This is a genomic window from Oricola sp. (genome assembly GCF_965230365.1).
Classification (GTDB): domain Bacteria; phylum Pseudomonadota; class Alphaproteobacteria; order Rhizobiales; family Rhizobiaceae; genus Oricola.
Genome location: NZ_OZ246003.1, coordinates 965,178 through 985,355 on the forward strand (window position 1 = coordinate 965,178; position 20,178 = coordinate 985,355).

Consider the following 20,178-nt stretch of genomic DNA (forward strand, 5'->3'; position numbering starts at 1 on the left):
AAAACGGCACCGCAGATGACCAAGACCCGCGCCGTCTCACGGCAAAGCCTGCCGGAAACCATCGCCAACGATTTGCGGGACCGAATCCTGAGTGGTGAGATTCGCGAGGGCGAAACCATCCGGCAGGAGAACCTAGCGCAGGAATACGCCGTCTCGCGCATGCCGGTTCGCGAGGCGCTGAAGCGGCTGGATGCCGAGGGGCTGCTGCATCTGAGCAATCATCGCGGCGCGACGGTGATCAGGCACTCGCTCGAAGAGATCGGTGAAATCTTCGATCTCAGGATCCTTATTGAGGTTGACCTTTTCCGCCGCGCCATCCCGCTGATGACGGAGATGGACTTCGCCCGTTGCGGCAACATCCTGAGCCAGATGGAGACCTCCTATGACCAGGATGACGTTTCGCAATGGGGCGCGTTGAACTCGCGCTATCACGCAGCGCTCTATGCGGCCGCCCAGCGAGGCCTGACGAATGACCTGCTGGAGCGGATCAGCCTGCAGTCCGATCGCTATATCCGCATGCATCTGAGCGTGATGCAGCAACGCGAACATGCGAAGGCTGAACATCGTCAACTTCTTGCGCTGGCCAGGGCCGGAGATGTGAACAAGGCCGCCGACCTGCTGGCGCGGCACATCGGACGCACCAAATCCGAGTTGCTGGCCTTGGTCGAGGAACAACGCGATGCCGAGAATTGATTGCCGTATCCGGCGTGCCGGGTTGCCGCAAAGATATGAACACATCATCCATTCGTAACCTATCCACACCAGAGAGACGGGCTTGTCATGACTTTTGCTCCCCATGGAAAACATCTCATCGCCGGCCATTGGGTGGCTGGCGATCAAACCTTTCGCTCGCAGCCTGCGACGGGACCGGCGCATGATTTTTCGGTCGGCCGGGTTGCCGATGTCGCAGCGGCTGCGGAAGCCGCCGAGCAGGCCTTTCGGTCCTATGGCTACAGCTCCCGCGAAGACCGCGCGGCGTTCCTGAATGCAATCGCCGATGAAATCGAGGCGCGTGCGCAGCAGATCACGGAAATCGGATCGCAGGAGACCGGGCTCCCGGAAGCGCGGTTGCAGGGCGAGCGCGGCCGGACCACCGGCCAGTTGCGCCTGTTTGCCGCGCACATCTTGAAGGGCGACTATCTCGATCGGCGCCATGACGAGGCGTTGCCCGACCGCACGCCGCTCCCGCGCCCTGACCTGAAACTGGTCCAGCGGCCGATCGGTCCCGTTGCTGTGTTCGGCGCGTCGAACTTTCCGCTGGCCTTCTCGACGGCGGGCGGCGATACCGCTGCGGCGCTGGCGGCCGGCTGTCCGGTCGTCGTCAAGGGCCACAGCGCTCACCCGGGGACGTCCGAGATCATCGCCGAAGCGGTCAAGGCCGCCGTTGACGCCTGTGGCGTGCATCCGGGCGTGTTCAGCCAGATCCAGGGCGGCAATCGCGCCGTCGGGTCGGCGCTCGTGCAGCATCCGCTGATCAAGGCGGTCGGCTTTACCGGTTCATTGGCCGGCGGTCGCGCCCTGTTCGACCTGTGTGCGGCGCGTCCGGAACCGATCCCGTTCTTCGGCGAACTCGGATCGATCAATCCGATGTTTCTGCTGAGCGCGGCAATCGAAAACCGGGGCGAGGCCATCGCGGCGGGCTGGGCCGCGTCGCTGACCATGGGAGCCGGACAGTTCTGCACCAATCCGGGCGTGGCCATCCTCGTCGCGGGACCGAAGGCGGATGCCTTTGTTGACGCTGCGGCAGCCGCCCTGAAAGAGGTGCCTTCGCAGGTCATGCTGACCGAGGGTATCGCGGCGGCCTACAATTCCGGCCAGCACCGGGTCGCCGGCACCCAAGGCGTGCAGGAGGTCGTCGCCTCGGACGCTTCGGAACGTGAAGCAACGCCGGCGCTTTATGTGACATCCGCGCATAACTGGATGTCCAATCCGGGCTTGAGCGAAGAGGTGTTCGGTCCGCTGGGGGTGGTTGTCCTCGCCGAAAGCATGGAGGAGGTGCGTTCGTTGGCGGAGAGCTTCGAAGGGCAGTTGACCTGCTCGCTGCACATGGACGACGCCGACACCGAGGCGGCGCGCAACCTGATGCCGATCATCGAACGCAAGGCGGGTCGCCTGTTGGCGAACGGATTCCCTACCGGCGTCGAGGTCAGCGACACGATGGTGCATGGCGGGCCGTACCCGGCCTCGACCAATTTCGGCGCAACCTCCGTGGGCACTATGTCGATCCGCCGCTTCCTGCGGCCGGTCTGCTATCAGAACATGCCCGATCAGCTGCTTCCCGAAAGCTTCTGATCCCAAGTGGCGGATCGCCCCTGCAGGTGCTTGTTCGGTCACGCGGGGGCGACCGGTCTTGGAGCTTCCCCAATGATACCGGATCAGTCTTCCGGGCAGGGGAAGCCGGCGGTGCCCCAGGCGAGAATGTCGTTGACATGTTCCTGCAGGCTGTAGGGTGCTGGTTCGCGGGTGCCGCCCGGATTCCAGGCCCAATGCAGGATCACGTCATGATCGAGGTGGGCGGCCAGTTCGAGCATGTCGCGGTCACCGTTCTGTTCCGGATCGCGCAACTGGTTGCAGATTTCCACGGACGACTTGCCGAACCATTCCGCCTCGACCGGGGCGAGCAGCCAGTCAGCATTGACCTGCGGGGCGGCATGCGGCGTCGGGTTGATACCGCTGCCGCGCGCCAGATGGCAGGTTGAGCAAAGCAGAGACTCCGCGCCGATGCGGCTCTCGCCGGCATTGATGTTCATGCCATGCGGACGGGTTCTGCCGTAACTCGGTCCGGACCACATCGGGATATTGCTGGCACCGACATGGCAGTTCGAGCAACGGGGATGCGATGTAACCTCGTAGATGTGGCTCCAGGCGGCAAGCCCGGCCTCTATGCTCACGGATCCTTCCGCCGGCGGGTCGATCGTGACGTTGTCGCCGGCCGCAAGGGCGGGTGACGCGGCCAGAAAGGCCGCGACTGCCAGAATTGTGCCAAAGCGGCTCATCGGGCCTCTCCTATACGAAATCGATGAACTTGTAGAACGGCATCTCGCGCAAACGGGTACCGGTGGCCGCGAAGATGGCATTGGCCAAAGCAGGGGCTGCCGGCGGAATCGGTGGCTCGCCGATGCCACGGATGATGTCGGCATTTTCCAATCCCTGCACGATGATCTCCGGGCATTGATACATGCGCATGCCCTCAGCGGCATGGAAGTTGTCCTGCTCCGGGATACCGTCCGAATAGGTGATCTCGCAGTTCATCGCGTGACCGAGACCCCAGACGACAGCGCCCTTGATGTGGTTGTCGAAATTGACCGGATCGACGATCGTGCCGACATCGGCGGCGACATAAACCTTGTCGATCTTGATGCCTTCGCCAGTGTCGGTCACCTCGACGACTTCGGCGGTCGGGACGCCGAAGCTCTCGACCATCGCGACACCGCGGCCACGGCCAGCGCCGAGATCGCTGCCCCAGTCGGACATCTCTGCGACGGCCTCGAGCACCTTGCGGGTGGTGTCGTTGCCGGCAAGCCGGATTCGTTCGGCCATTGGATCGGCACCGGCTGCGTGGATCAGTTCATCGAGCGTGCTCTCGATGAAGAAGCCGGCGCTCGATGCACCAACGGAACGCCAACTGGAGATTGGCGCCACGCCAGATACCGCGTAAGCGCGGACGCGGAAGTTCTCCAGCGCGTAAGGCGCATTCCAAGCACCCGCCGGGATCTGCGTGTCCGGGCCGGGAACCGACATGCCGATGCGGCTGGTCTGCGACCGGAGCACCGAGGGGCTGGCGATCTGCAGATCGAGGCACACAACCTTGCCTTCCGATACCGTGCCCGTGCCACGCGCGATCGAGATCTGGCGCGGGAAGTCTTGGGCGAAATCCTCTTCGCGGCTCATGGTCAGCTTGACCGGCGTTCCGCGCATCTGGTTGGCGATCTCCGCCGCCCATTTCACATGCTCGAGTTCGAGGCGGTGACCGAAGCTGCCGCCGGAATACTGGTTGTGCAGGATGACCTGGTCGGCGTCGTGACCGCTGATGAGCGCGACCTGCTGCTGAAGGATGCGGGGCATCTGATGGCCGGTCCATACCTCGACCGCAGTGTCGGTCACCTTGACGACCGCGCCGAGAGGCTGCATGGGCTGGTGGGCGACATAGGGCGCGCGGTATTCCGCCGAAACCGCCTCGCCTTGCGCGAGAGCATCCTCGACCGCGCCGTCATTGCGCCATTCGGCGTCCAGATGCTCATCGGTGATAGATGCGGCGACCGCTTCCCAGTGATCGGCCTGTTCGGCGGGATAGGCGGCGGGCTCCAAATCGAGTTCGATCTCGGTCGCCGCCATGATGGCGCGCCAGGTGTTGTCGGCGATCACGGCGACGCCGTTGGTCACCTCGACGATGTCCTTGACGCCGCGCCGCTGCCTAGCGTTTTCGGCGTTGAAGCCCTTGATCGGCGACTTGCGCGGATTGAGGCGCAAGGCGGCATAGACCATGCCGTCCATCTGCAGGTCGATTTCGTAGTCGAGCGTACCTGTGGACTTGGCGACGATGTCGCTGCGTTGCGTGTCCTTGCCGATGAAACGCCACTGCGACGGATCGCGCAACACAACGTCGTGAACCGGTTCGACCGTGGCGGCGCGTGCGGCCAGGTCGGTATAGGCAAGGCGTGTTCCATCCGGAAGCACGACCGCGCCGGCTTCTGTCGTCAAGTCGGCGACCGCGATGCCGGTCTCCTGCGAGGCGGCGAGCTTGAGCGTTTCGCGGGCGGCGGCGCCTGCCTTGCGCAGCTTGTCGAAGCTGTCGGGCACGGAGCTGGAACCACCGGTTCCCTGCATGCCGATCAGCTTGAGCATGGAACCCATGGCGGTGCGCATGGCTTCTGCCTGGAAGCTGCGGTCCGTCGACTTGAAGGGCACGCTTTCATCGGCCATGGCGGTGTTGTAGTAGGCAGCGGCCGGCTGGCCGAAGTCGGTCACGAACTGGCCCGGCTCGAGGTCCATTTCCTCGGCGATCAGCATCGCCTGCATCCATACCACACCCTGGCCGACATCGGCGTGCGGCGTGATCAGGGTGATTTCCTCGTCGCTGATCTTGACCCAAGGATTGAATGTCGCTTCGCCGTTGGCGAGCCCGTCTTCGAGCGGATTGGCGTGCGGCCGGCGCACCATGTAGGTTCCGAACGCCACGCCGCCGGCAATGGCGACCGAACCCACGAGAAAGGTCCGGCGGGCGATTTTTCCGATACGGCTCATTTACCCCTCCCTCATCTTGGCAGCGGCGGTCTTGATGGCCTGGCGGATGCGCGGATAGGTTCCGCAACGGCACAGATTGCCGCTCATCGCGGCATCGATATCCGCGTCCGAGGGATCGTCGTTGGTTTCCAGCAGGTCGGCAGCCTGCATGATCTGGCCGGACTGGCAGTAACCGCACTGGGCGACCTGATGTTCGACCCAGGCCTGCTGGACGGCGTGAAGCGCACCGGGGGTTCCGAGGCCTTCGATGGTCGTCACGCTGGCGCCATCCGCATCGGCGGCCCAGACCTGGCAGGAGCGGACGGCCTGACCGTCCAGATGGACCGTGCAGGAACCGCATTGGGCAATGCCGCACCCATATTTGGGCCCGGTTATTCCCAGTTCGTCGCGCAGCACCCAAAGAAGCGGCATGTCGTCTTCGACGTCCACCTCGTGCTCAATTCCATTGACCGTGAGTTTCATGTCCAACCGTCTGCTCTGTTGAATCGGATCGGCGACTCTCTTGCGATATTTCGTCGCATGTATCGCTAGCGGATTGCGCCATTGATATAACTTAATGCGCCAGGGCGATTTAGCTATATGGAAATTGAGAAAGTTTTATGTCCGATGGCGATTTCAAGAGGCCGAAATGAACAAACACCGTTTTGCTGTCGCAAATCAGGTCCGCAAGGCTTGCATTTTACTCGATATCAGCGAGCAGCGTGTGTTGCGCCGTGCCGGCGTAAGCAGCGATTGTCTCGATCAGGAAGGGCGCGGACTGCGCGCGCGCGAGTATTTTGCCGTCTGGTCGGCCGTGTTCGAGGAAGCGAACCGGCCAGACCTGCCGCTTTATCTCGGACGAAACGCGGCGCGGGGACCGTTCGTGCCGGCGATCTTTTCGTTTGCCTGCAGCAAGGACATCGAGAGCGGTCTGGCCAGACTTGCGCTTTTCAAGCCGCTGATCGCTCCGATCAAGCTGGACCTTGCACTGGATGAGGAGGCGCTGACTGTCCGTTTTGTGTCCAACGATCCCGAACACGTCATGCCGGCGTCGATGGCGGCTTTCGAGATCATCTATTTCCTGGAGTGCGCGCGTGTATTCACGGCGCGCGCCATTTCCCCGCTACGGGTCGGTCTTCCCGATCCTTCAATGTTATCCGCTGAAGCTGCCGACTACATCGACGGGCCCATCGTCACGGCGCCTGCGGCGACGCTGACGCTGCGGCGCGCGGATACGCAACTGCCACTGGTCTCCGAAGACACCGATTTCCGCCTGCTGGTCGAGCGGGAACTGCTTGCCAAGCTGGACGCGCGGGAGCGGGAGGGACGAATCTCCGAGCGTGTCCGCGCCGCGCTTCTGGAACTGCTGCCGGCCGGCCAGTCGTCGATTGAGGCGGTTTGTGACCGGCTGACGATCAGCCGCCGCAGCCTGCAACGGCATCTTCAGTCAGAAGGCAAGTCGTTTCAGACCGTGCTGGAGGCGACCCGCGCCGAATTGGCGATCACCTATCTGCGCCGCGGCGACCTGAGCGCCGAGGAGATCAGTTATCTGCTCGCCTATCGCGACCCGAATTCGTTCTACCGTGCGTTTGCCGGCTGGACCGGAATGACCCCGGCGCAGGCCCGCGAGGCGGGATTCAGCTGATTCGCCACGGCCGGTTGAAGGGTCTCGCATTGGCGTGATCCGCTAATTAATTGGCGCTGATTGCCTTTGATTTGCGTGTCTCGCGCCACCAACTGTTTGCTGCGATCACAATCGCCCGGCTGTTCATTCGGCCGGTCCCACAACCGGGGCAGCAGGAGAAAGTAAATGGCGCAGACGATTTTGATCACCGGGGCTTCGTCGGGAATCGGCAAAGCAACGGCTCAATTCTTTCACGACAAGGGCTGGAATGTCATCGCAACGATGCGCAAGACCGAGGCCGGCGAAGATCTCGCCGGGCTGGACAATGTGTTTGTTGCGCAGCTTGACGTAACCGACCCGGGCAGCATCGAGCAGGCGGTCAGCGACGGTATCGCGCGTTTTAGCGCGATCGACGTGCTGCTCAACAATGCCGGCTATGGCGCTTACGGACCGCTCGAGGCATTCGCTATGGAGCGCATTCGGCGTCAGTTCGACACCAATGTGATCGGCCTTCTGGCGGTCACCAAGGCGGTGCTGCCGCACATGCGGGCGGCCAAATCCGGCACGATCGTCAATATCAGCTCGATCGGCGGCCAGATGACGTTCCCGTTCGGGACGCTCTATCATGGCACCAAATTCGCCGTCGAAGGCATGTCGGAAGCGTTGCATTTCGAACTGGAGCCGCTCGGCATCAAGGTCAAGATCGTCGAGCCGGGCATGATCAAGACGGACTTCGGCGGCCGGTCCTTCGATTTCGCCAATGACGAGACGCTGGCCGAATACCAGCCATCGGTGGCCAAGATGATGGCCGGAATGCAGGCGATGCAGGAACAGCAGGACGGCTCGGAACCGGAACTCGTCGCCGAGGTGATCTACACCGCGGTCACGGACGGCACTCCGGCGATGCGCTATCCGGCCGGACCGGATGCGGTCGAATTGCTCGGCAACCGCAAGAAGCTCGACGACCTGACATTCATCGGCGGTATCAAGCAGCAACTCGGTTTCTGATGGCCGGCTGACGCAACGCGGAGACGTCGCGCCAAAAACCGGGGCGGCGTCTCAAAACATCTGCCGGTCTTCCCGGATCCGGTCGAGAATGAAGCCGATCACGGTCTGGACGCGCGCGGATTCACGATAGTCCAGATGCGCCATGATCCAGTAGGTGCGCTTCAGTTCGATCTCGTCGGCCAGGACGGGTTCCAGGCCGGGCGATTGCCGGGCCATGAAATCGGGCAGTATGCACAATCCGGCACCCGCCTCGGTTGCCTGCATCTGCGCCATCAGGTTGCTGCTGGTCAGCCGCGCCGGTTGGTTTTCGGTGACGGCACCCAGATAATCCAGTTCCGGGGTGAAGAGCAGGTCGGGTATGTAGCCGATGACCGGGTGGCGCGCCAAATCCGCCTTGCCGGTGATCGGCTCGCGGGCGGCCAGATAGTCGCGCGCTGCATAAAGGTGCAGTGTGTAGTCGGTCAGCTTGCGCGAAAACAGCCTCCCCCTGACCGGCCGCTCAAGGCCGATGGCGATGTCGGCCTCGCGGCGCGACAGGCTGAACACGCGCGGCATGGCGACGATTTCGACGGCCAGTCCGGAATGGCGCTCAAGCAGCTTGCCGATGCGCGGGGCCAGGAAATACGCGCCGAAGCCGTCCGGCGACCCGACCCGCACCGTTCCGCTCAACGCGAATTTCTCGTCGGCGATATCGGCATGCATCGCGGCCGCCGAACTCTCCATGTTCTCGGCATGGCGCAGCAGCCGTTCGCCAGCGTCGGTCAGCGCGTAGCCGCGTGGCGACCGGGTGAACAGGATGGCGCCGAGCGCGTTTTCCAGCGCCGTGATGCGCCGGCTGACGGTCGCGTGGTCGGTGCCCATGCGTCGCGAAGCGGCGGTCAGCCGGCCGGTTCGGGCGGTTGCGAGAAAATACCGGAGGTCGTCCCAGTCTAGCGGCATCAGTATGGGCTTTTTCGCACAATAAGCTGGGAAACTATCTCATAGGTTTGCGCGAATAAACATGTAATATGCGCCGCAACAGGACGTGCGGAGGAACTCATGCGAGAGATCGGACATTTCATCGGCGGCGAGCACGTCGCCGGAACGAGCGGCCGTGTCGCCGACGTGTTCAACCCGGCCACCGGCGAAGTCGAAGCGCAGGTGACGCTGGCCAGCAAGGCCGAACTCGATGCGGCCATCGAGAACGCCAAGGCGGCGCAACCCGCATGGGGCGCGACCAACCCGCAGAAGCGGGCGCGGGTGATGATGAAGTTCGTCGACTTGTTGCACCGGGACATGGACAAGCTTGCCGAGGCGCTGTCGCGCGAGCATGGCAAGACCCTGCCGGACGCCAAGGGCGACATCATCCGCGGACTGGAAGTCGCCGAGTTCTGCATCGGCGCGCCGCACCTTTTAAAGGGCGAATTCACCGAAGGCGCAGGTCCGGGCATCGACATGCACTCCGTGCGCCAACCGCTTGGCGTGGTCGCCGGCATCACACCGTTCAACTTCCCGGCGATGATCCCGATGTGGAAGTTCTGCCCGGCGGTCGCCTGCGGCAACGCGTTCATCCTGAAGCCGTCGGAGCGCGATCCATCGGTGCCGATCATGCTGGCCGAACTGATGCTTGAGGCGGGGCTGCCGGCCGGCGTGCTCAATGTGGTCAATGGCGACAAGGAGGCCGTGGACGGCATTCTCGATCATCCCGACATCATGGCGGTCGGCTTCGTCGGTTCGACGGCGATCGCCGAATATGTGTATTCGCGCGGCTGCGCAGCGGGCAAGAGGGTGCAGTGTTTCGGCGGTGCGAAAAACCACATGCTGATCATGCCGGACGCGGACATGGACCAGGCGGTCGACGCGCTGGTCGGCGCCGGTTACGGCGCGGCCGGCGAGCGCTGCATGGCGGTGTCGGTGGCGGTTCCGGTCGGCGAAGGCACGGCCGACAAGCTTATGGAAAAGCTGACGCCGCGCGTCGAAAACCTGAAGATCGCGCCTTACACCGCCGGCAATGACGCCGATTTCGGCCCGCTGGTGACGCGCGATGCCTATGCGCGCGTCAAGGGCTATGTCGACAAGGGTGTCGAGGAAGGCGCGACGCTTGCCGTCGACGGACGCAACTTCTCCATGCAGGGCTATGAGAACGGCTTTTTCATCGGCGCTTGCCTGTTCGACAATGTCACCAGGGATATGACGATCTACAAGGAAGAGATCTTCGGCCCGGTGCTGTCGGTGGTGCGCGCCAAGACCTACGAGGAAGGGCTCGATCTGGCGATGAGCCATGAATATGGCAACGGTGTCGCCATTTTCACGCGGGACGGCGACACTGCCCGCGACTTCGCCGCCCGCATCAATATCGGCATGGTCGGCGTCAATGTGCCGATCCCCGTGCCGCTCGCCTACTACACCTTCGGCGGCTGGAAACGGTCCGGCTTCGGCGATCTCAACCAGCACGGCCCGGACGCCTTCCGGTTTTACACCCGCACCAAGACGATTACATCGCGCTGGCCTTCGGGTATCAAGGAGGGCGCGGAGTTCGTCATCCCGACCATGAATTGACGGCACCGCCGACATTTAAGAGCTAACCGGGATACGCTCTGGGAGGAGGCGGCTGGTCATGCATTTCGAACTGACGGACGAACAGGTGGCGATCCGCGATATGGCGCGCGCATTTGCCGCCGACAGGCTGGCGCCGAAGGCGCTCGAATGGGACGAGACCGGCCATTTCCCGGAGGATGTGGTTCGGTCGGTTGGCGAATTGGGGCTCGCCGGAATTTACGTGAACGAGGATGTCGGAGGATCCGGCCTCGGACGGTTCGACGCGGTGCTGGTCTTCGAGGCGCTGGCGCAGGGCTGCCCGTCGATCGGCTCGTTCATCTCGATCCACAACATGGTCGCCGGCATGATCGACCGGTTCGGCACGGAGGGGCAACGCCACGAATGGCTGCCGAAACTGTGCTCGATGGAACTGATCGCCTCCTACTGCCTGACCGAGCCGGGATCGGGCTCGGACGCCGCCGCGTTGAAGACGCGCGCCGAGCGCGACGGCAATGGCTGGAAGCTGAATGGCACCAAGTCGTTCATCTCCGGCGGCGGCTTCTCCGATGTCTATCTCGCCATGGTGCGCACCGGCGACGACGGGCCGAAGGGGGTTTCGGCGGTGTTGGTCGAAAACAGCGCGCCGGGCCTTTCCTTTGGTGCGAATGAGCGCAAGATGGGCTGGAAGGCGCAGCCGACATCGGAAGTCCGGTTCGACGATTGCCGGATCGAGGCCGACCGGTTGCTCGGTGAAGAGGGCCGGGGCTTCCAATATGCGATGGCCGGGCTGGATGGCGGGCGGCTGAACATTGCGGCAAGCGCGCTGGGCGCGGCGCAATCGGCGCTCGAAAAGGCGCTGGCCTATGCCCGCGACCGCAAGGCGTTCGGCCGGCCGATCGCCGATTTCCAGTCGCTGCAGTTCAAGCTTGCCGACATGGAGACCGGCCTGCAGGCGGCGCGTATCTTCCTCTATCAGGCGGCTGCCAAGCTGGACGCCGGCGCCCCCGACGCGACCAAGCATTGCGCGATGGCCAAGCGTTTCGTCACCGACACGGCGTTTAACGTGGCCAACGAGGCGCTGCAGATCCACGGCGGCTATGGCTATCTCGCCGATTTCGGAATCGAGAAGATCGTCCGCGACCTGCGCGTCCACCAGATCCTGGAGGGCACCAACGAGATCATGCGGGTGATCATCGCCCGCCATATGCTGGCGGAGCGCTGACGTGACGATTGCCGACGACATCATGATCCGCGAGGCCGGGCGCTGCGGCCGCATCACGCTGAACCGCCCGCAGGCGCTCAACGCGCTGACCTACGAGATGGCGATGGCGATCGATGCGGTGATCATTCGATGGGCCGGAGACGGCAACGTCGACCTCGTTCTGATCGATGCTGCCGGCGACCGCGCCTTTAGCGCAGGCGGCGACATCGCCAGCCTGTATGAAAGCGGCTTGCGCGGCGACTACGAGGTCGGGCGGCGCTTCTGGCGCGACGAGTATCGCATGAATGCCCGCATCGCCGACTATCCCAAGCCCTATGTCGCGCTGATGGACGGCATCGTCATGGGCGGTGGCGCCGGGATTTCCGTGCACGGCTCGCATCGCGTGGTCACCGAGCGGTCGATGGTGGCGATGCCGGAATGCGGCATCGGTCTGGTGCCCGATGTCGGCTGCTCGCTGCGGCTGGCCCGTGCGCCGGGACAGCTGGGCGAGTTTCTGGCCATGACCGGCTGGCGGATGAACGCAGCCGACGCGATCCTTGCCGGTTTCGCCGATTTCGAGGTCGCGTCCGGCGATCTGCCGGCGCTGACGGCCCGGATCGAAGAGACCGCGAACCCGGACGAGATCAAGGCGTTTGCGCATGACCGGGGCGAGGCGACGCTTGCGCCACTTCTCGACGCGATCGACCGGCATTTCGGACAGCCAAGCGCCCTCGACTGTCTGCGGTCTTTGGAAGCCGAGGGCAGTGAATTCGCCGAAAAGGCCGCCGCCATGATCCGCCGCGCCTGCCCGTTGTCCGTCGCATGCGCGTTCGAGATCGTGCGGCGCGTGCGCGACATGGCGCATGTCTCGCAAGCCGTGGTGCTGGAATACCGGTTCACTCACCGGTCGCAATCGGACGGCGATTTCACCGAGGGCATCAGGGCGCAGATCATCGACAAGGACCGGCAGCCGAAATGGAAAGCCGGACAGCTGGAAGATGTCACCGCCGACGCGGTCGCCGCGATGCTGGCGCCGCTTGGCGGCAACGAACTGGATATCGGCAAGGGAGTACCGGCATGAGCACGATCGCGTTTATCGGACTGGGCAATATGGGCATGCCGATGTCCCTCAATCTGAAGGCGGCGGGCCACGAAATTCGCGCCTTCGACACGTCCGAGGCGGCGCGCGAGAAGGCCGCCGGAGAGGGCATGGCCACCTTCGACAACGCCGCGAAGGCCGTGAGCGATGCGGATGTGATCGTCACCATGCTGCCGAATGGCGAGATCGTTCTTCGCGTCTTCGAGGAGATAGTTCCGGCGGCGCGCAAGGGCGCGGTGGTCATCGATTCTTCGACCATCGATGTTGCCAGCGCCCGCAAGGCGCACGCGATTGCCGAAGCGGCGGGCCTCAAGGCGCTCGATGCGCCGGTCTCCGGCGGGGTTGGCGGAGCCGCCGCCGGAACGCTCACTTTCATGGCCGGTGGCTCTAAGCAGGCGTTCGAAGCAGCCGAGCCTTACCTCTCGATCATGGGCGGACGGCTTGTCCATTGCGGCGAGGGTGGCGCGGGCCAGGCGGCGAAAGTGTGCAACAACATGCTGCTCGGCATTTCGATGATCGGCGCTTGCGAGGCGTTTTCGCTGGCCGGCAAGCTCGGTCTCTCCGCCGAGGCGGCCTTTGACGTGATCTCGACGTCTTCCGGCTTCTGCTGGTCGGTCAACACCTATTGCCCGGTTCCGGGTGTCGGACCGCAGAGCCCCGCCGACAATGACTACAAGCCGGGATTTGCAGCCGATCTGATGTTGAAGGATCTCATGCTTTCGCAGTCTGCCGCCGACGGCACCGGTCAGGCAACGCCGATGGGCGCGCATGCGACCGAGTTGTACAGGGACTATCTTGAGCACGGCGGCGCGGGTAAGGACTTCTCCGGCATTATCGAGTTTCTGAAGACAATGGCGCGGGAGGCGAATTGATGAGCGTTGTGGAGACTTCTGTCGAGGAAGGTGTCGGAATCATCACGATCAACCGGCCGGAAGCGCTCAATGCCGTCAATCATGACGTCATGGACGAGATCATTTCGGCTGCCGAGGGGTTCGACAATGCCGACGACATTGGCTGCATCGTCATCACCGGGGCGGGCGAAAAGGCGTTCATCGCAGGTGCCGACATCAAGGAAATGTCGGGCAAATCGTCCATGGACATGTTCCTTGCCGACAAGCAGTCCGACTGGTCGCGCTTTGCCGCGACCCGCACGCCGATGATCGCAGCCGTCAATGGTTTCGCGCTGGGCGGCGGCTGCGAGGTTGCCATGATGTGCGATATCATCATCGCATCGGAGAAGGCGCGGTTCGGGCAGCCTGAGATCAAGCTTGGCGTCATTCCCGGTTGGGGCGGCACGCAGCGCCTGGTGCGTGCAATCGGCAAGGCAAAGGCGATGGACCTGATCCTGACGGGGCGCATGATGGGCGCCGAAGAGGCCGAACGCTGCGGCCTGGTGGCGCGAGTGGTCGCACATGACAAGCTGATGGACGAGGCAATGGAGGCCGCCAAGGCAATTGCCGCCTATGGCCGGCCATCGGTGTTCAGCGCCAAGGAGGCGGTGAACCGCGCCTTCGAAGTGCCCCTGGATGAGGGACTCTTGTTCGAGCGCCGCACCTTCTACGCGCTGTTTGCGACCGAGGACCAGAAAGAGGGTATGGACGCCTTCGTCAACAAGCGTGCGCCGCGCTTCAAGAACCGCTAGACAAGACGATCACACCGGGGGACAACACTGCGTCAACCAAGGGAGAATCCGGCGATGGATCTGTCGTTTTCCGACGAGGAACTTGCCTTTCGCGATGAGGTCCGTTCGTTCCTGAAAGACGAGCTGCCTGCCCAACTGGCGCGCAAGGTGCGGCGCAACGAGCGCCTCGCCAAGCAGGACCTTGAGGAATGGCACACCATCCTCAACAATCGCGGCTGGCTCGGCCAGAGCTGGCCAAAGGCGTATGGCGGCGCGGCGTGGACAACCGTCCAGCAGCAGATATTCGAGGATGAGGCCTGCGCTGCCGGTGCGCCGCGGATCGTGCCGTTCGGATTGCGCATGCTGGCGCCGGTGCTGATGGAGTTCGGCACCGAGGCGCAGAAAAACCACTATCTGCCGCGCATTCTCGACGGGTCCGACTGGTGGTGCCAGGGCTATTCGGAACCGGGCTCCGGATCGGATCTCGCCTCGCTCAAGACCAAGGCAGTGCGCGATGGCGACCACTATGTGGTCAATGGCCAGAAGACCTGGACGACGCTTGGCCAATACGCCAACAAGATCTTCTGCCTGGTGCGCACGTCGTCGGAAGGCAAGCCGCAGGAAGGCATCTCGTTCCTGCTGATCGACATGGACGCGCCGGGTGTCACGGTGCGGCCCATCGTGCTCCTGGAAGGCACGCATGAGGTCAACGAGGTCTTCTTTGACGATGTCCGGGTGCCCGCCGAAAACCTTGTCGGCGAGGAAAACAAGGGCTGGACCTGCGCCAAGTACCTGTTGCTGCACGAGCGCACCAACACGGCCGGCGTTGGCTATTCGCGGGCGGCGCTGGATCACTTGAAGATCATCGCCGCCGACCAGAAAACCCGCGGGGTGCCGCTGGCCGCAGACCCGCTGTTTGCCGCGCGGATGGCCAAGGTCGAGATGGAACTCGATGCATTGGCGACAACCAATCTGCGGGTGCTGTCGGCTCCCGATGCGGCAGCCAATGCCGGGCCGATTTCCTCGATGCTGAAGATCAAGGGCACGGAAATCCGCCAGGAGCTCAACGACCTGGCGCGGCGCGCGCTCGGCCCCTACGCGCTGCCGTTCGTTACCGAGTCGCTCGATCCCGGCTGGAACGGCGAGCCTATCGGCCCCGACTATGCCAGCGGGGTGACCGCCGACTACTTCAACAACCGCAAGATCACCATCTTTGCGGGATCGAACGAGATTCAGCGCAATATCATCGCCAAGACGATGATGGGGCTTTGAACATGGATTTCACGCTCAGCGAAGAACGCCGGATGCTGAAGGAGACGCTGGCGCGTTTCCTTGCTGAAAACTACCCCATCGAAGCCCGCCACGAACACGCCGCCTCGCCAATTGGCTATGCGCCGGAGACCTGGGCGCAACTGGCCGAATTGGGCGTCATCGGCGCGCTTTTCGACGAGACGGATGGCGGGTTCGGCGGCACCGGCTTCGATGTGATCACGGTGTTTGAGGAACTGGGCCGTGGTCTCGTCAACGAGCCGTTTCTGGCGACGATGCTGGCCGGCACGCTGGTCGCCAAGCTGGGCAAAGACGAGCAGAAGGCGCTGCTGCAGGCGGTCATCGCCGGCGAAACGCGCCTGGCGCTGGCGCATGGCGAACCGGAAAGCCGTTACGATCCTTCGCATGTGACGGCGACTGCAACGCGGACGGCGGGTGGATGGCGACTGGATGGCGTGAAGTCGGTGGCACTGAATGCCGATAGCGCCGATGTGCTGATCGTCTCGGCGCGGGTGCGCGGCGCAACATGGGACGAGGACGGGATTTCGCTGTTCGTGGTTCCCGCGACAAGCCAGGGCGTTTCCATCCTCGGCTATCCGACGGCGGACGGGCTGCACGCCGCCGAGGTGACGTTGAGCGGTGTTTCCGTCGGCGACAACGCGCTGCTCGGCCCCGACGGCGAAGCATTCCCCGAAATCGAGGCGGTTCTGGCGCGCGGCGCCGTGGCCTTGTCGGCGGAAGCGGTGGGGTTGATGGAAGTCTGTCGCGACGCGACGATCGAGTATCTGCAGACGCGCAGGCAATTTGGTGTGCCGATCGGCAAGTTTCAGGCGCTCCAGCACCGCATGGCGACCGTCATTCTGGAGATCGAGCAGGCGCGGTCTTCCGTCATCAACGCGGCCGGTCAACTCGATGCACCACGGGCGCCGCGCGAGCGGGCGGCGGCGGCGGCGAAGGCGATGGCGGGGCGTATCGGCCGCCTCGTGGCCGAGGAGGCGATCCAGATGCATGGCGGGATCGCGATGACATGGGAATATGCGGTTGGCCATTACGCCAAGCGGCTCGTCATGATCGACCACCAGCTTGGCGATGTCGATCATCACACTGCGCGGTTTGCGGCGCTCGCGGCGGCTGCGCCGAAAACGGGGTAAAAACCCGGAATAACGCCATGCCGCGAACGGTTGGTGAAGGGGCATTCACGAACTGTCAAGGACGGCATGGCGTAGCCCCGGTCAGCGTCGCGGCTGACCGGGAAATCCGGCGGTGAGCATGTTCTCGCCAGGCCTGCTGCCGATGTCTTCTCGCGACGCGTGCGGCTGCGCGCTTGCCTTGACCGCCTCCCACATCGCCTTGGTACTGTCGGATTCCAGCGACGGCTTCATCGCCGCATCCCACAAAACTTTGTGTCCTTGCATTTTCGATTCTCCCGGTGCTTTAGTAGTAACCCCGTTTAATTCGATCTTTTCTTTTTCTCCTGAAGTAGCCGTGCTATCTTTCTGAAGAAATTCTGAAGATGGCGCTGGGCGAGGTGCGAACCCAACTGCTTGGGCCGATGATCTATGAATTCGGAACATGTGAACTTGACACGGCCCGGCGGCAATTTCGCCGGTACCGCGCACCCGTACATCTGGAACCGCAGGCCTTCGATCTTCTCTGTTTCCTGATCGAACATCGCGACCGCGCGGTTTCGAAGGATGAAATCTTCGAAACAATCTGGCGCGGGCGTGCGGTCAGCGAGAGCGTACTGACGACAAGGATCCGCACGTTGCGGCGGACGATTGACGATACCGCCCAGGACACTTCGTTGATCCGGACGCTGCACAAGATCGGATATCAGTTCGAAGGCGAAGTGACGTTACGCGATGATGGCGAAGCGACAGCGTCCGGAAGCGTACAGGAACAGATTGCCATTGACCCTGTCGCGGTTCGGGTCAGCGAGATGCGCCAAGTGCTGGCTGTCGCGGTCCAGCCGCGAATCGAGGCCGGGCGCCCCTTCGATCAAGAAGCGGTCGATCTTCAGACCGACGTCATGCGCGGGCAGCTCGAAACAATGGTCGCTTCCGACTACGATGTCGTCATGAACGCCATTGACGGTACGCTGTTCGCCGTTATCGGAGCCGAGATCGCCCGCGACGGGGATGCCGCGCGTGCCGCCGCGATGGCGCACGGATTCCGCAACTGGTGCCAGGAGCACCATCTCAGTGCCGCTGTCGGTCTGACGGCGGGTACGATCTACAAGCAGGGCGTGCAGATACGGGGCTCGGCACTGCTGCGGGCGTCGCAGACGGTTGGCGCTGCCTTCAGGGGAGAGGTGGTCGTATCGAACGAGGCATTCGCGCGGCTTCCGGTCGGGATCAGGTATCGTCATGAAGGCAATCGCATACTGCTGGAAGACACCGCCCCGGATCCCCATCGCAGTGGCCGCGATGCGCCCTTTGTGGGGCGGCTGGTGGAACTCGGCCTGCTCGAGGGCGCTGTCGAGGCGACCGTATCGAAGAACTCGGGAGGTGTCATCACCATCGAGGGTGCGGCCGGCATGGGCAAGACACGGCTTGTCGACCGCGCCATCGAGATGATCCGCGAGCACGGCGGCCGCCATAGCCTCGTCTACACGCGGGAGTTGAGCGCGCCTGGTGTCGTGGCGAGAAACATATTCAACGGGTTCGGCAATCTGCTTGACGATGTCGACGCATTGGCGGCAGGACAGCCGTCCGGCGTTGCCGGTGCTTTGCGGCGCCTTTTGCGGCCGTCCAGCGACCTGGCGGGCAGTGGCGGCTATACGACGGATCAGGGCGAGGCGGTCAAGCGGCTGTTGCAGTATGTGTCGCGCGACGGCCCGGTCCTCATCGTCATCGAGGATGCTCACTGGATCGACCCCGATAGCGAAAAGCTGGCGCTCGATCTTGCCGCCGCATACTCGGCAATGAAGGTGATCATGCTGGTCACAGCGCGTCCGGCCGCGCATGACTTGCTCGAGGAAATCGGACAGCAAGCCGCCGCCGACGTCGTTTCGCTCACGCTGAACCCGCTCAGCACAACCCATTCGCGAGAGCTGGTGCGCGGGATGACGGCCAATCTGTGCCCGCATCTCGCCGATCAGCTTGTCGCGCGGTCCCAGGGTAACCCACTCTTTCTCACTCGATTGGTCGAAATGGCGGTCGAGCACGGGGAGGCTGCGCTGCTTCAAGTGCCCGAGACCATTCAGAGCGTGGTCCAGGTCCAGTTCGATCAATTGTCGCCGGAGCAAAGGGACAATCTGCGCGATATCTCGGTGCTCGGCGAGAGGATCGAGCGCAGCGTTGCCAATGTCGCGTTTGGCGAGGAGAAAGTCGCGGCGAGCTTGACCAACGGGTTCTTGCGGGGTGGCGCGCAGTGGCTGCAGTTCAGCCACAACCTCGTGCGCGAAGCGATCTACAACAGTCTGCCCGTTTCGCGACGCGAGCATTTGCACACACAGGTCGCGGGTAGCTTGGTGGGATACGACCCTCTGTTGGCGACCGAACATGCGATGCGCGGCGATCTCACCGTCGCGCCGCAGATATGCGTGCGGCTGGCGCGCGACACGTTCAATTTCAGGCGGCACAACCGCTCGGTGGAGTTGATGGAGCAAGCCGTCAAACTCGATTGCACGCGAGAGCAATCATCGTTGTTGCACATGTTCCTTGGATCGGCGAAGGCGGAGCTGGGCGAATACGAAACGGCGATGGAGCATTACCAAGCCAGCGCGACGATGTCCGATTCGTCCACATCGGCAGTGTTTGCCTTCGTACGCATCGCAAGAATGCACATGCGGGCGTTGCGCCTCGACGAAGCGGAAACCGCGCTCGAAGCAGGGCAGAAACGGCTGGACGACGATCCGGGCCCGGGATTCCTTTTATCCGAACTTGAGGAAACGCGGAGCGTTCTTGCCCGGCTGCGCCGCGATCTCGGCGCTGCCCTGCGTCACGGCGAAGAGGCGGTTGCCGTCTCCGATCACCCGCATTCGACGGCGAGAGCACTGGCAGCGCTGGCTGAGGCGCATCTCGCGGCGGGCAACTTTCTAGAAGCCTACCAGCAGGCGCGCACCAGCGAGGATGTCGTCCGCAAGACAAAACTCGGAGTCGTTGAGCCGGGATGTATCGGTTTGTTCGCGCGTTGCCTCTGGTATGCCGCGCCCGGCCCCGAGACGTTTCAGGCGCTGCACCACTACGTCGACCGCGCCGACGAAATCGGCCAACGGTTGCCCCGATTGCAGGCGCGGCTGGCGCGTCTGGAAGCGGCTGCCGAGTTGGGCGAAACACAATGGGTGGAACTCGACGCAGAGAAGGTTGCCTCGATTCTCGGGCCTATGGATATCTGCGACGTCACCCGCCTCGTCTTTTTGCAGCGTTTCTTCGCAATCGAGACAGGAGAACTGTCACACGAAACCGGAGCGGTCGCGACCGAGGAACTGTTCATGCCGTTATGCGAGTCCGCTAATGAACCGCGCCTGGGCGCGGAGACTCCCTACGAAATGCTGTGGCGCTTGCGCATGTCTGGCGATTCCGCCGCCCTGCGGTGTCTGCCGAACTCGGATCTGGCCGGAAGTTCGGCCTGGATCGAGTTCGTCACGCGCGATGTGTGAGCGTCGCGCGGCG

17 protein-coding genes are annotated in these 20,178 nt (G+C 63.3%); 12 read left to right on the top strand and 5 right to left on the bottom strand.

Annotated features, from left to right (window positions below):
• Positions 1-15: 15 nt before the first annotated feature.
• Together ACO06R_RS04675 and ACO06R_RS04680 are read left to right on the top strand one after the other, a co-directional pair.
• The gene (locus ACO06R_RS04675) at positions 16-693 is read left to right on the top strand and encodes a GntR family transcriptional regulator (RefSeq protein WP_421856753.1); all 678 of its coding nucleotides are present in this window, start codon (positions 16-18) and stop codon (positions 691-693) included.
• Between the two features lie 87 nt (positions 694-780).
• The gene (locus ACO06R_RS04680) at positions 781-2,292 is read left to right on the top strand and encodes an aldehyde dehydrogenase (NADP(+)) (protein ID WP_421856756.1); all 1,512 of its coding nucleotides are present in this window, start codon (positions 781-783) and stop codon (positions 2,290-2,292) included.
• Positions 2,293-2,375: 83 nt separating this feature from the next.
• Here ACO06R_RS04680 and ACO06R_RS04685 read toward each other — a convergent pair whose 3' ends face one another.
• The 3 genes from ACO06R_RS04685 to ACO06R_RS04695 are packed head-to-tail and all read right to left on the bottom strand — an operon-like array spanning position 2,376 to position 5,706.
• On the bottom strand, positions 2,376-2,996 hold the full coding sequence (locus ACO06R_RS04685; protein WP_421856759.1) for a hypothetical protein: 621 nt from the start codon (positions 2,994-2,996) through the stop codon (positions 2,376-2,378).
• Between the two features lie 10 nt (positions 2,997-3,006).
• Positions 3,007-5,244 (bottom strand): xanthine dehydrogenase family protein molybdopterin-binding subunit, encoded by a 2,238-nt coding sequence (locus tag ACO06R_RS04690; protein WP_421856762.1) that lies wholly within the window; start codon positions 5,242-5,244, stop codon positions 3,007-3,009.
• On the bottom strand, positions 5,245-5,706 hold the full coding sequence (locus ACO06R_RS04695; RefSeq protein ID WP_421856765.1) for a (2Fe-2S)-binding protein: 462 nt from the start codon (positions 5,704-5,706) through the stop codon (positions 5,245-5,247).
• A 94-nt stretch (positions 5,707-5,800) separates the two neighbouring features.
• Here ACO06R_RS04695 and ACO06R_RS04700 point away from each other — a divergent pair, with 94 nt between their 5' ends.
• Both ACO06R_RS04700 and ACO06R_RS04705 read left to right on the top strand, forming a co-directional pair.
• Positions 5,801-6,868, top strand: a complete 1,068-nt coding sequence (locus ACO06R_RS04700) for a helix-turn-helix domain-containing protein (protein ID WP_421856768.1) — start codon at positions 5,801-5,803, stop codon at positions 6,866-6,868.
• Positions 6,869-7,033: 165 nt separating this feature from the next.
• Positions 7,034-7,855 (top strand): SDR family oxidoreductase, encoded by an 822-nt coding sequence (locus ACO06R_RS04705; protein ID WP_421856771.1) that lies wholly within the window; start codon positions 7,034-7,036, stop codon positions 7,853-7,855.
• 51 nt (positions 7,856-7,906) lie between these two features.
• Here ACO06R_RS04705 and ACO06R_RS04710 read toward each other — a convergent pair whose 3' ends face one another.
• Entirely contained in the window at positions 7,907-8,794 is an 888-nt protein-coding gene (locus ACO06R_RS04710) for a LysR family transcriptional regulator (protein WP_421856774.1), read from the bottom strand.
• A 99-nt stretch (positions 8,795-8,893) separates the two neighbouring features.
• Between ACO06R_RS04710 and ACO06R_RS04715 the strand changes: the two genes are divergently transcribed.
• Genes ACO06R_RS04715 through ACO06R_RS04745 form a run of 7 tightly spaced genes read left to right on the top strand, consistent with a single transcriptional unit; the run spans position 8,894 to position 16,713 of the window.
• Positions 8,894-10,393 (top strand): CoA-acylating methylmalonate-semialdehyde dehydrogenase, encoded by a 1,500-nt coding sequence (locus tag ACO06R_RS04715; protein WP_421856777.1) that lies wholly within the window; start codon positions 8,894-8,896, stop codon positions 10,391-10,393.
• Positions 10,394-10,451: 58 nt separating this feature from the next.
• Positions 10,452-11,594: an acyl-CoA dehydrogenase family protein gene (locus ACO06R_RS04720; RefSeq protein ID WP_421856780.1), complete on the top strand. Its 1,143-nt coding sequence runs from the start codon at positions 10,452-10,454 to the stop codon at positions 11,592-11,594.
• 1 nt (position 11,595) lies between these two features.
• A complete protein-coding gene (locus ACO06R_RS04725; RefSeq protein WP_421856783.1) occupies positions 11,596-12,654 on the top strand; it encodes an enoyl-CoA hydratase/isomerase family protein in 1,059 nt (352 codons plus the stop codon).
• Positions 12,651-13,544 (top strand): 3-hydroxyisobutyrate dehydrogenase, encoded by an 894-nt coding sequence (mmsB, locus tag ACO06R_RS04730; protein ID WP_421856787.1) that lies wholly within the window; start codon positions 12,651-12,653, stop codon positions 13,542-13,544. The genes ACO06R_RS04725 and mmsB overlap by 4 nt, the downstream gene beginning before the upstream one ends.
• Complete coding sequence (locus tag ACO06R_RS04735; RefSeq protein WP_421856790.1) at positions 13,544-14,314, top strand: enoyl-CoA hydratase-related protein; 771 nt, start codon at positions 13,544-13,546, stop codon at positions 14,312-14,314. The genes mmsB and ACO06R_RS04735 overlap by 1 nt, the downstream gene beginning before the upstream one ends.
• 54 nt (positions 14,315-14,368) lie before the next feature.
• On the top strand, positions 14,369-15,565 hold the full coding sequence (locus ACO06R_RS04740; RefSeq protein ID WP_421856793.1) for an acyl-CoA dehydrogenase family protein: 1,197 nt from the start codon (positions 14,369-14,371) through the stop codon (positions 15,563-15,565).
• Positions 15,566-15,567: 2 nt separating this feature from the next.
• Positions 15,568-16,713: an acyl-CoA dehydrogenase family protein gene (locus ACO06R_RS04745; protein WP_421856796.1), complete on the top strand. Its 1,146-nt coding sequence runs from the start codon at positions 15,568-15,570 to the stop codon at positions 16,711-16,713.
• An 81-nt stretch (positions 16,714-16,794) separates the two neighbouring features.
• Here the strand turns inward: ACO06R_RS04745 and ACO06R_RS04750 are convergent, their stop codons facing one another.
• The gene (locus ACO06R_RS04750) at positions 16,795-16,977 is read right to left on the bottom strand and encodes a hypothetical protein (protein ID WP_421856799.1); all 183 of its coding nucleotides are present in this window, start codon (positions 16,975-16,977) and stop codon (positions 16,795-16,797) included.
• Between the two features lie 98 nt (positions 16,978-17,075).
• On the opposite strand from ACO06R_RS04750, the gene ACO06R_RS04755 reads away from it, so the two are divergent.
• The gene (locus ACO06R_RS04755) at positions 17,076-20,165 is read left to right on the top strand and encodes an ATP-binding protein (RefSeq protein WP_421856802.1); all 3,090 of its coding nucleotides are present in this window, start codon (positions 17,076-17,078) and stop codon (positions 20,163-20,165) included.
• Positions 20,166-20,178 lie beyond the last annotated feature (13 nt).

Excerpts from the sequence above, each read along its gene's own strand:
- mmsB (WP_421856787.1), top strand. The coding sequence starts at position 12,651 with ATGAGCACGATCGCGTTTATCGGACTGGGCAATATGGGCATGCCGATG.
- ACO06R_RS04685 (WP_421856759.1), bottom strand. The coding sequence starts at position 2,996 with ATGAGCCGCTTTGGCACAATTCTGGCAGTCGCGGCCTTTCTGGCCGCG.
- ACO06R_RS04680 (WP_421856756.1), top strand. The coding sequence starts at position 781 with ATGACTTTTGCTCCCCATGGAAAACATCTCATCGCCGGCCATTGGGTG.
- ACO06R_RS04745 (WP_421856796.1), top strand. The coding sequence starts at position 15,568 with ATGGATTTCACGCTCAGCGAAGAACGCCGGATGCTGAAGGAGACGCTG.
- ACO06R_RS04740 (WP_421856793.1), top strand. The coding sequence starts at position 14,369 with ATGGATCTGTCGTTTTCCGACGAGGAACTTGCCTTTCGCGATGAGGTC.
- ACO06R_RS04755 (WP_421856802.1), top strand. The coding sequence starts at position 17,076 with ATGGCGCTGGGCGAGGTGCGAACCCAACTGCTTGGGCCGATGATCTAT.
- ACO06R_RS04735 (WP_421856790.1), top strand. The coding sequence starts at position 13,544 with ATGAGCGTTGTGGAGACTTCTGTCGAGGAAGGTGTCGGAATCATCACG.
- ACO06R_RS04715 (WP_421856777.1), top strand. The coding sequence starts at position 8,894 with ATGCGAGAGATCGGACATTTCATCGGCGGCGAGCACGTCGCCGGAACG.
- ACO06R_RS04705 (WP_421856771.1), top strand. The coding sequence starts at position 7,034 with ATGGCGCAGACGATTTTGATCACCGGGGCTTCGTCGGGAATCGGCAAA.
- ACO06R_RS04720 (WP_421856780.1), top strand. The coding sequence starts at position 10,452 with ATGCATTTCGAACTGACGGACGAACAGGTGGCGATCCGCGATATGGCG.
- ACO06R_RS04695 (WP_421856765.1), bottom strand. The coding sequence starts at position 5,706 with ATGAAACTCACGGTCAATGGAATTGAGCACGAGGTGGACGTCGAAGAC.
- ACO06R_RS04675 (WP_421856753.1), top strand. The coding sequence starts at position 16 with ATGACCAAGACCCGCGCCGTCTCACGGCAAAGCCTGCCGGAAACCATC.
- ACO06R_RS04750 (WP_421856799.1), bottom strand. The coding sequence starts at position 16,977 with ATGCAAGGACACAAAGTTTTGTGGGATGCGGCGATGAAGCCGTCGCTG.
- ACO06R_RS04690 (WP_421856762.1), bottom strand. The coding sequence starts at position 5,244 with ATGAGCCGTATCGGAAAAATCGCCCGCCGGACCTTTCTCGTGGGTTCG.
- ACO06R_RS04700 (WP_421856768.1), top strand. The coding sequence starts at position 5,801 with ATGCGCCAGGGCGATTTAGCTATATGGAAATTGAGAAAGTTTTATGTC.
- ACO06R_RS04710 (WP_421856774.1), bottom strand. The coding sequence starts at position 8,794 with ATGCCGCTAGACTGGGACGACCTCCGGTATTTTCTCGCAACCGCCCGA.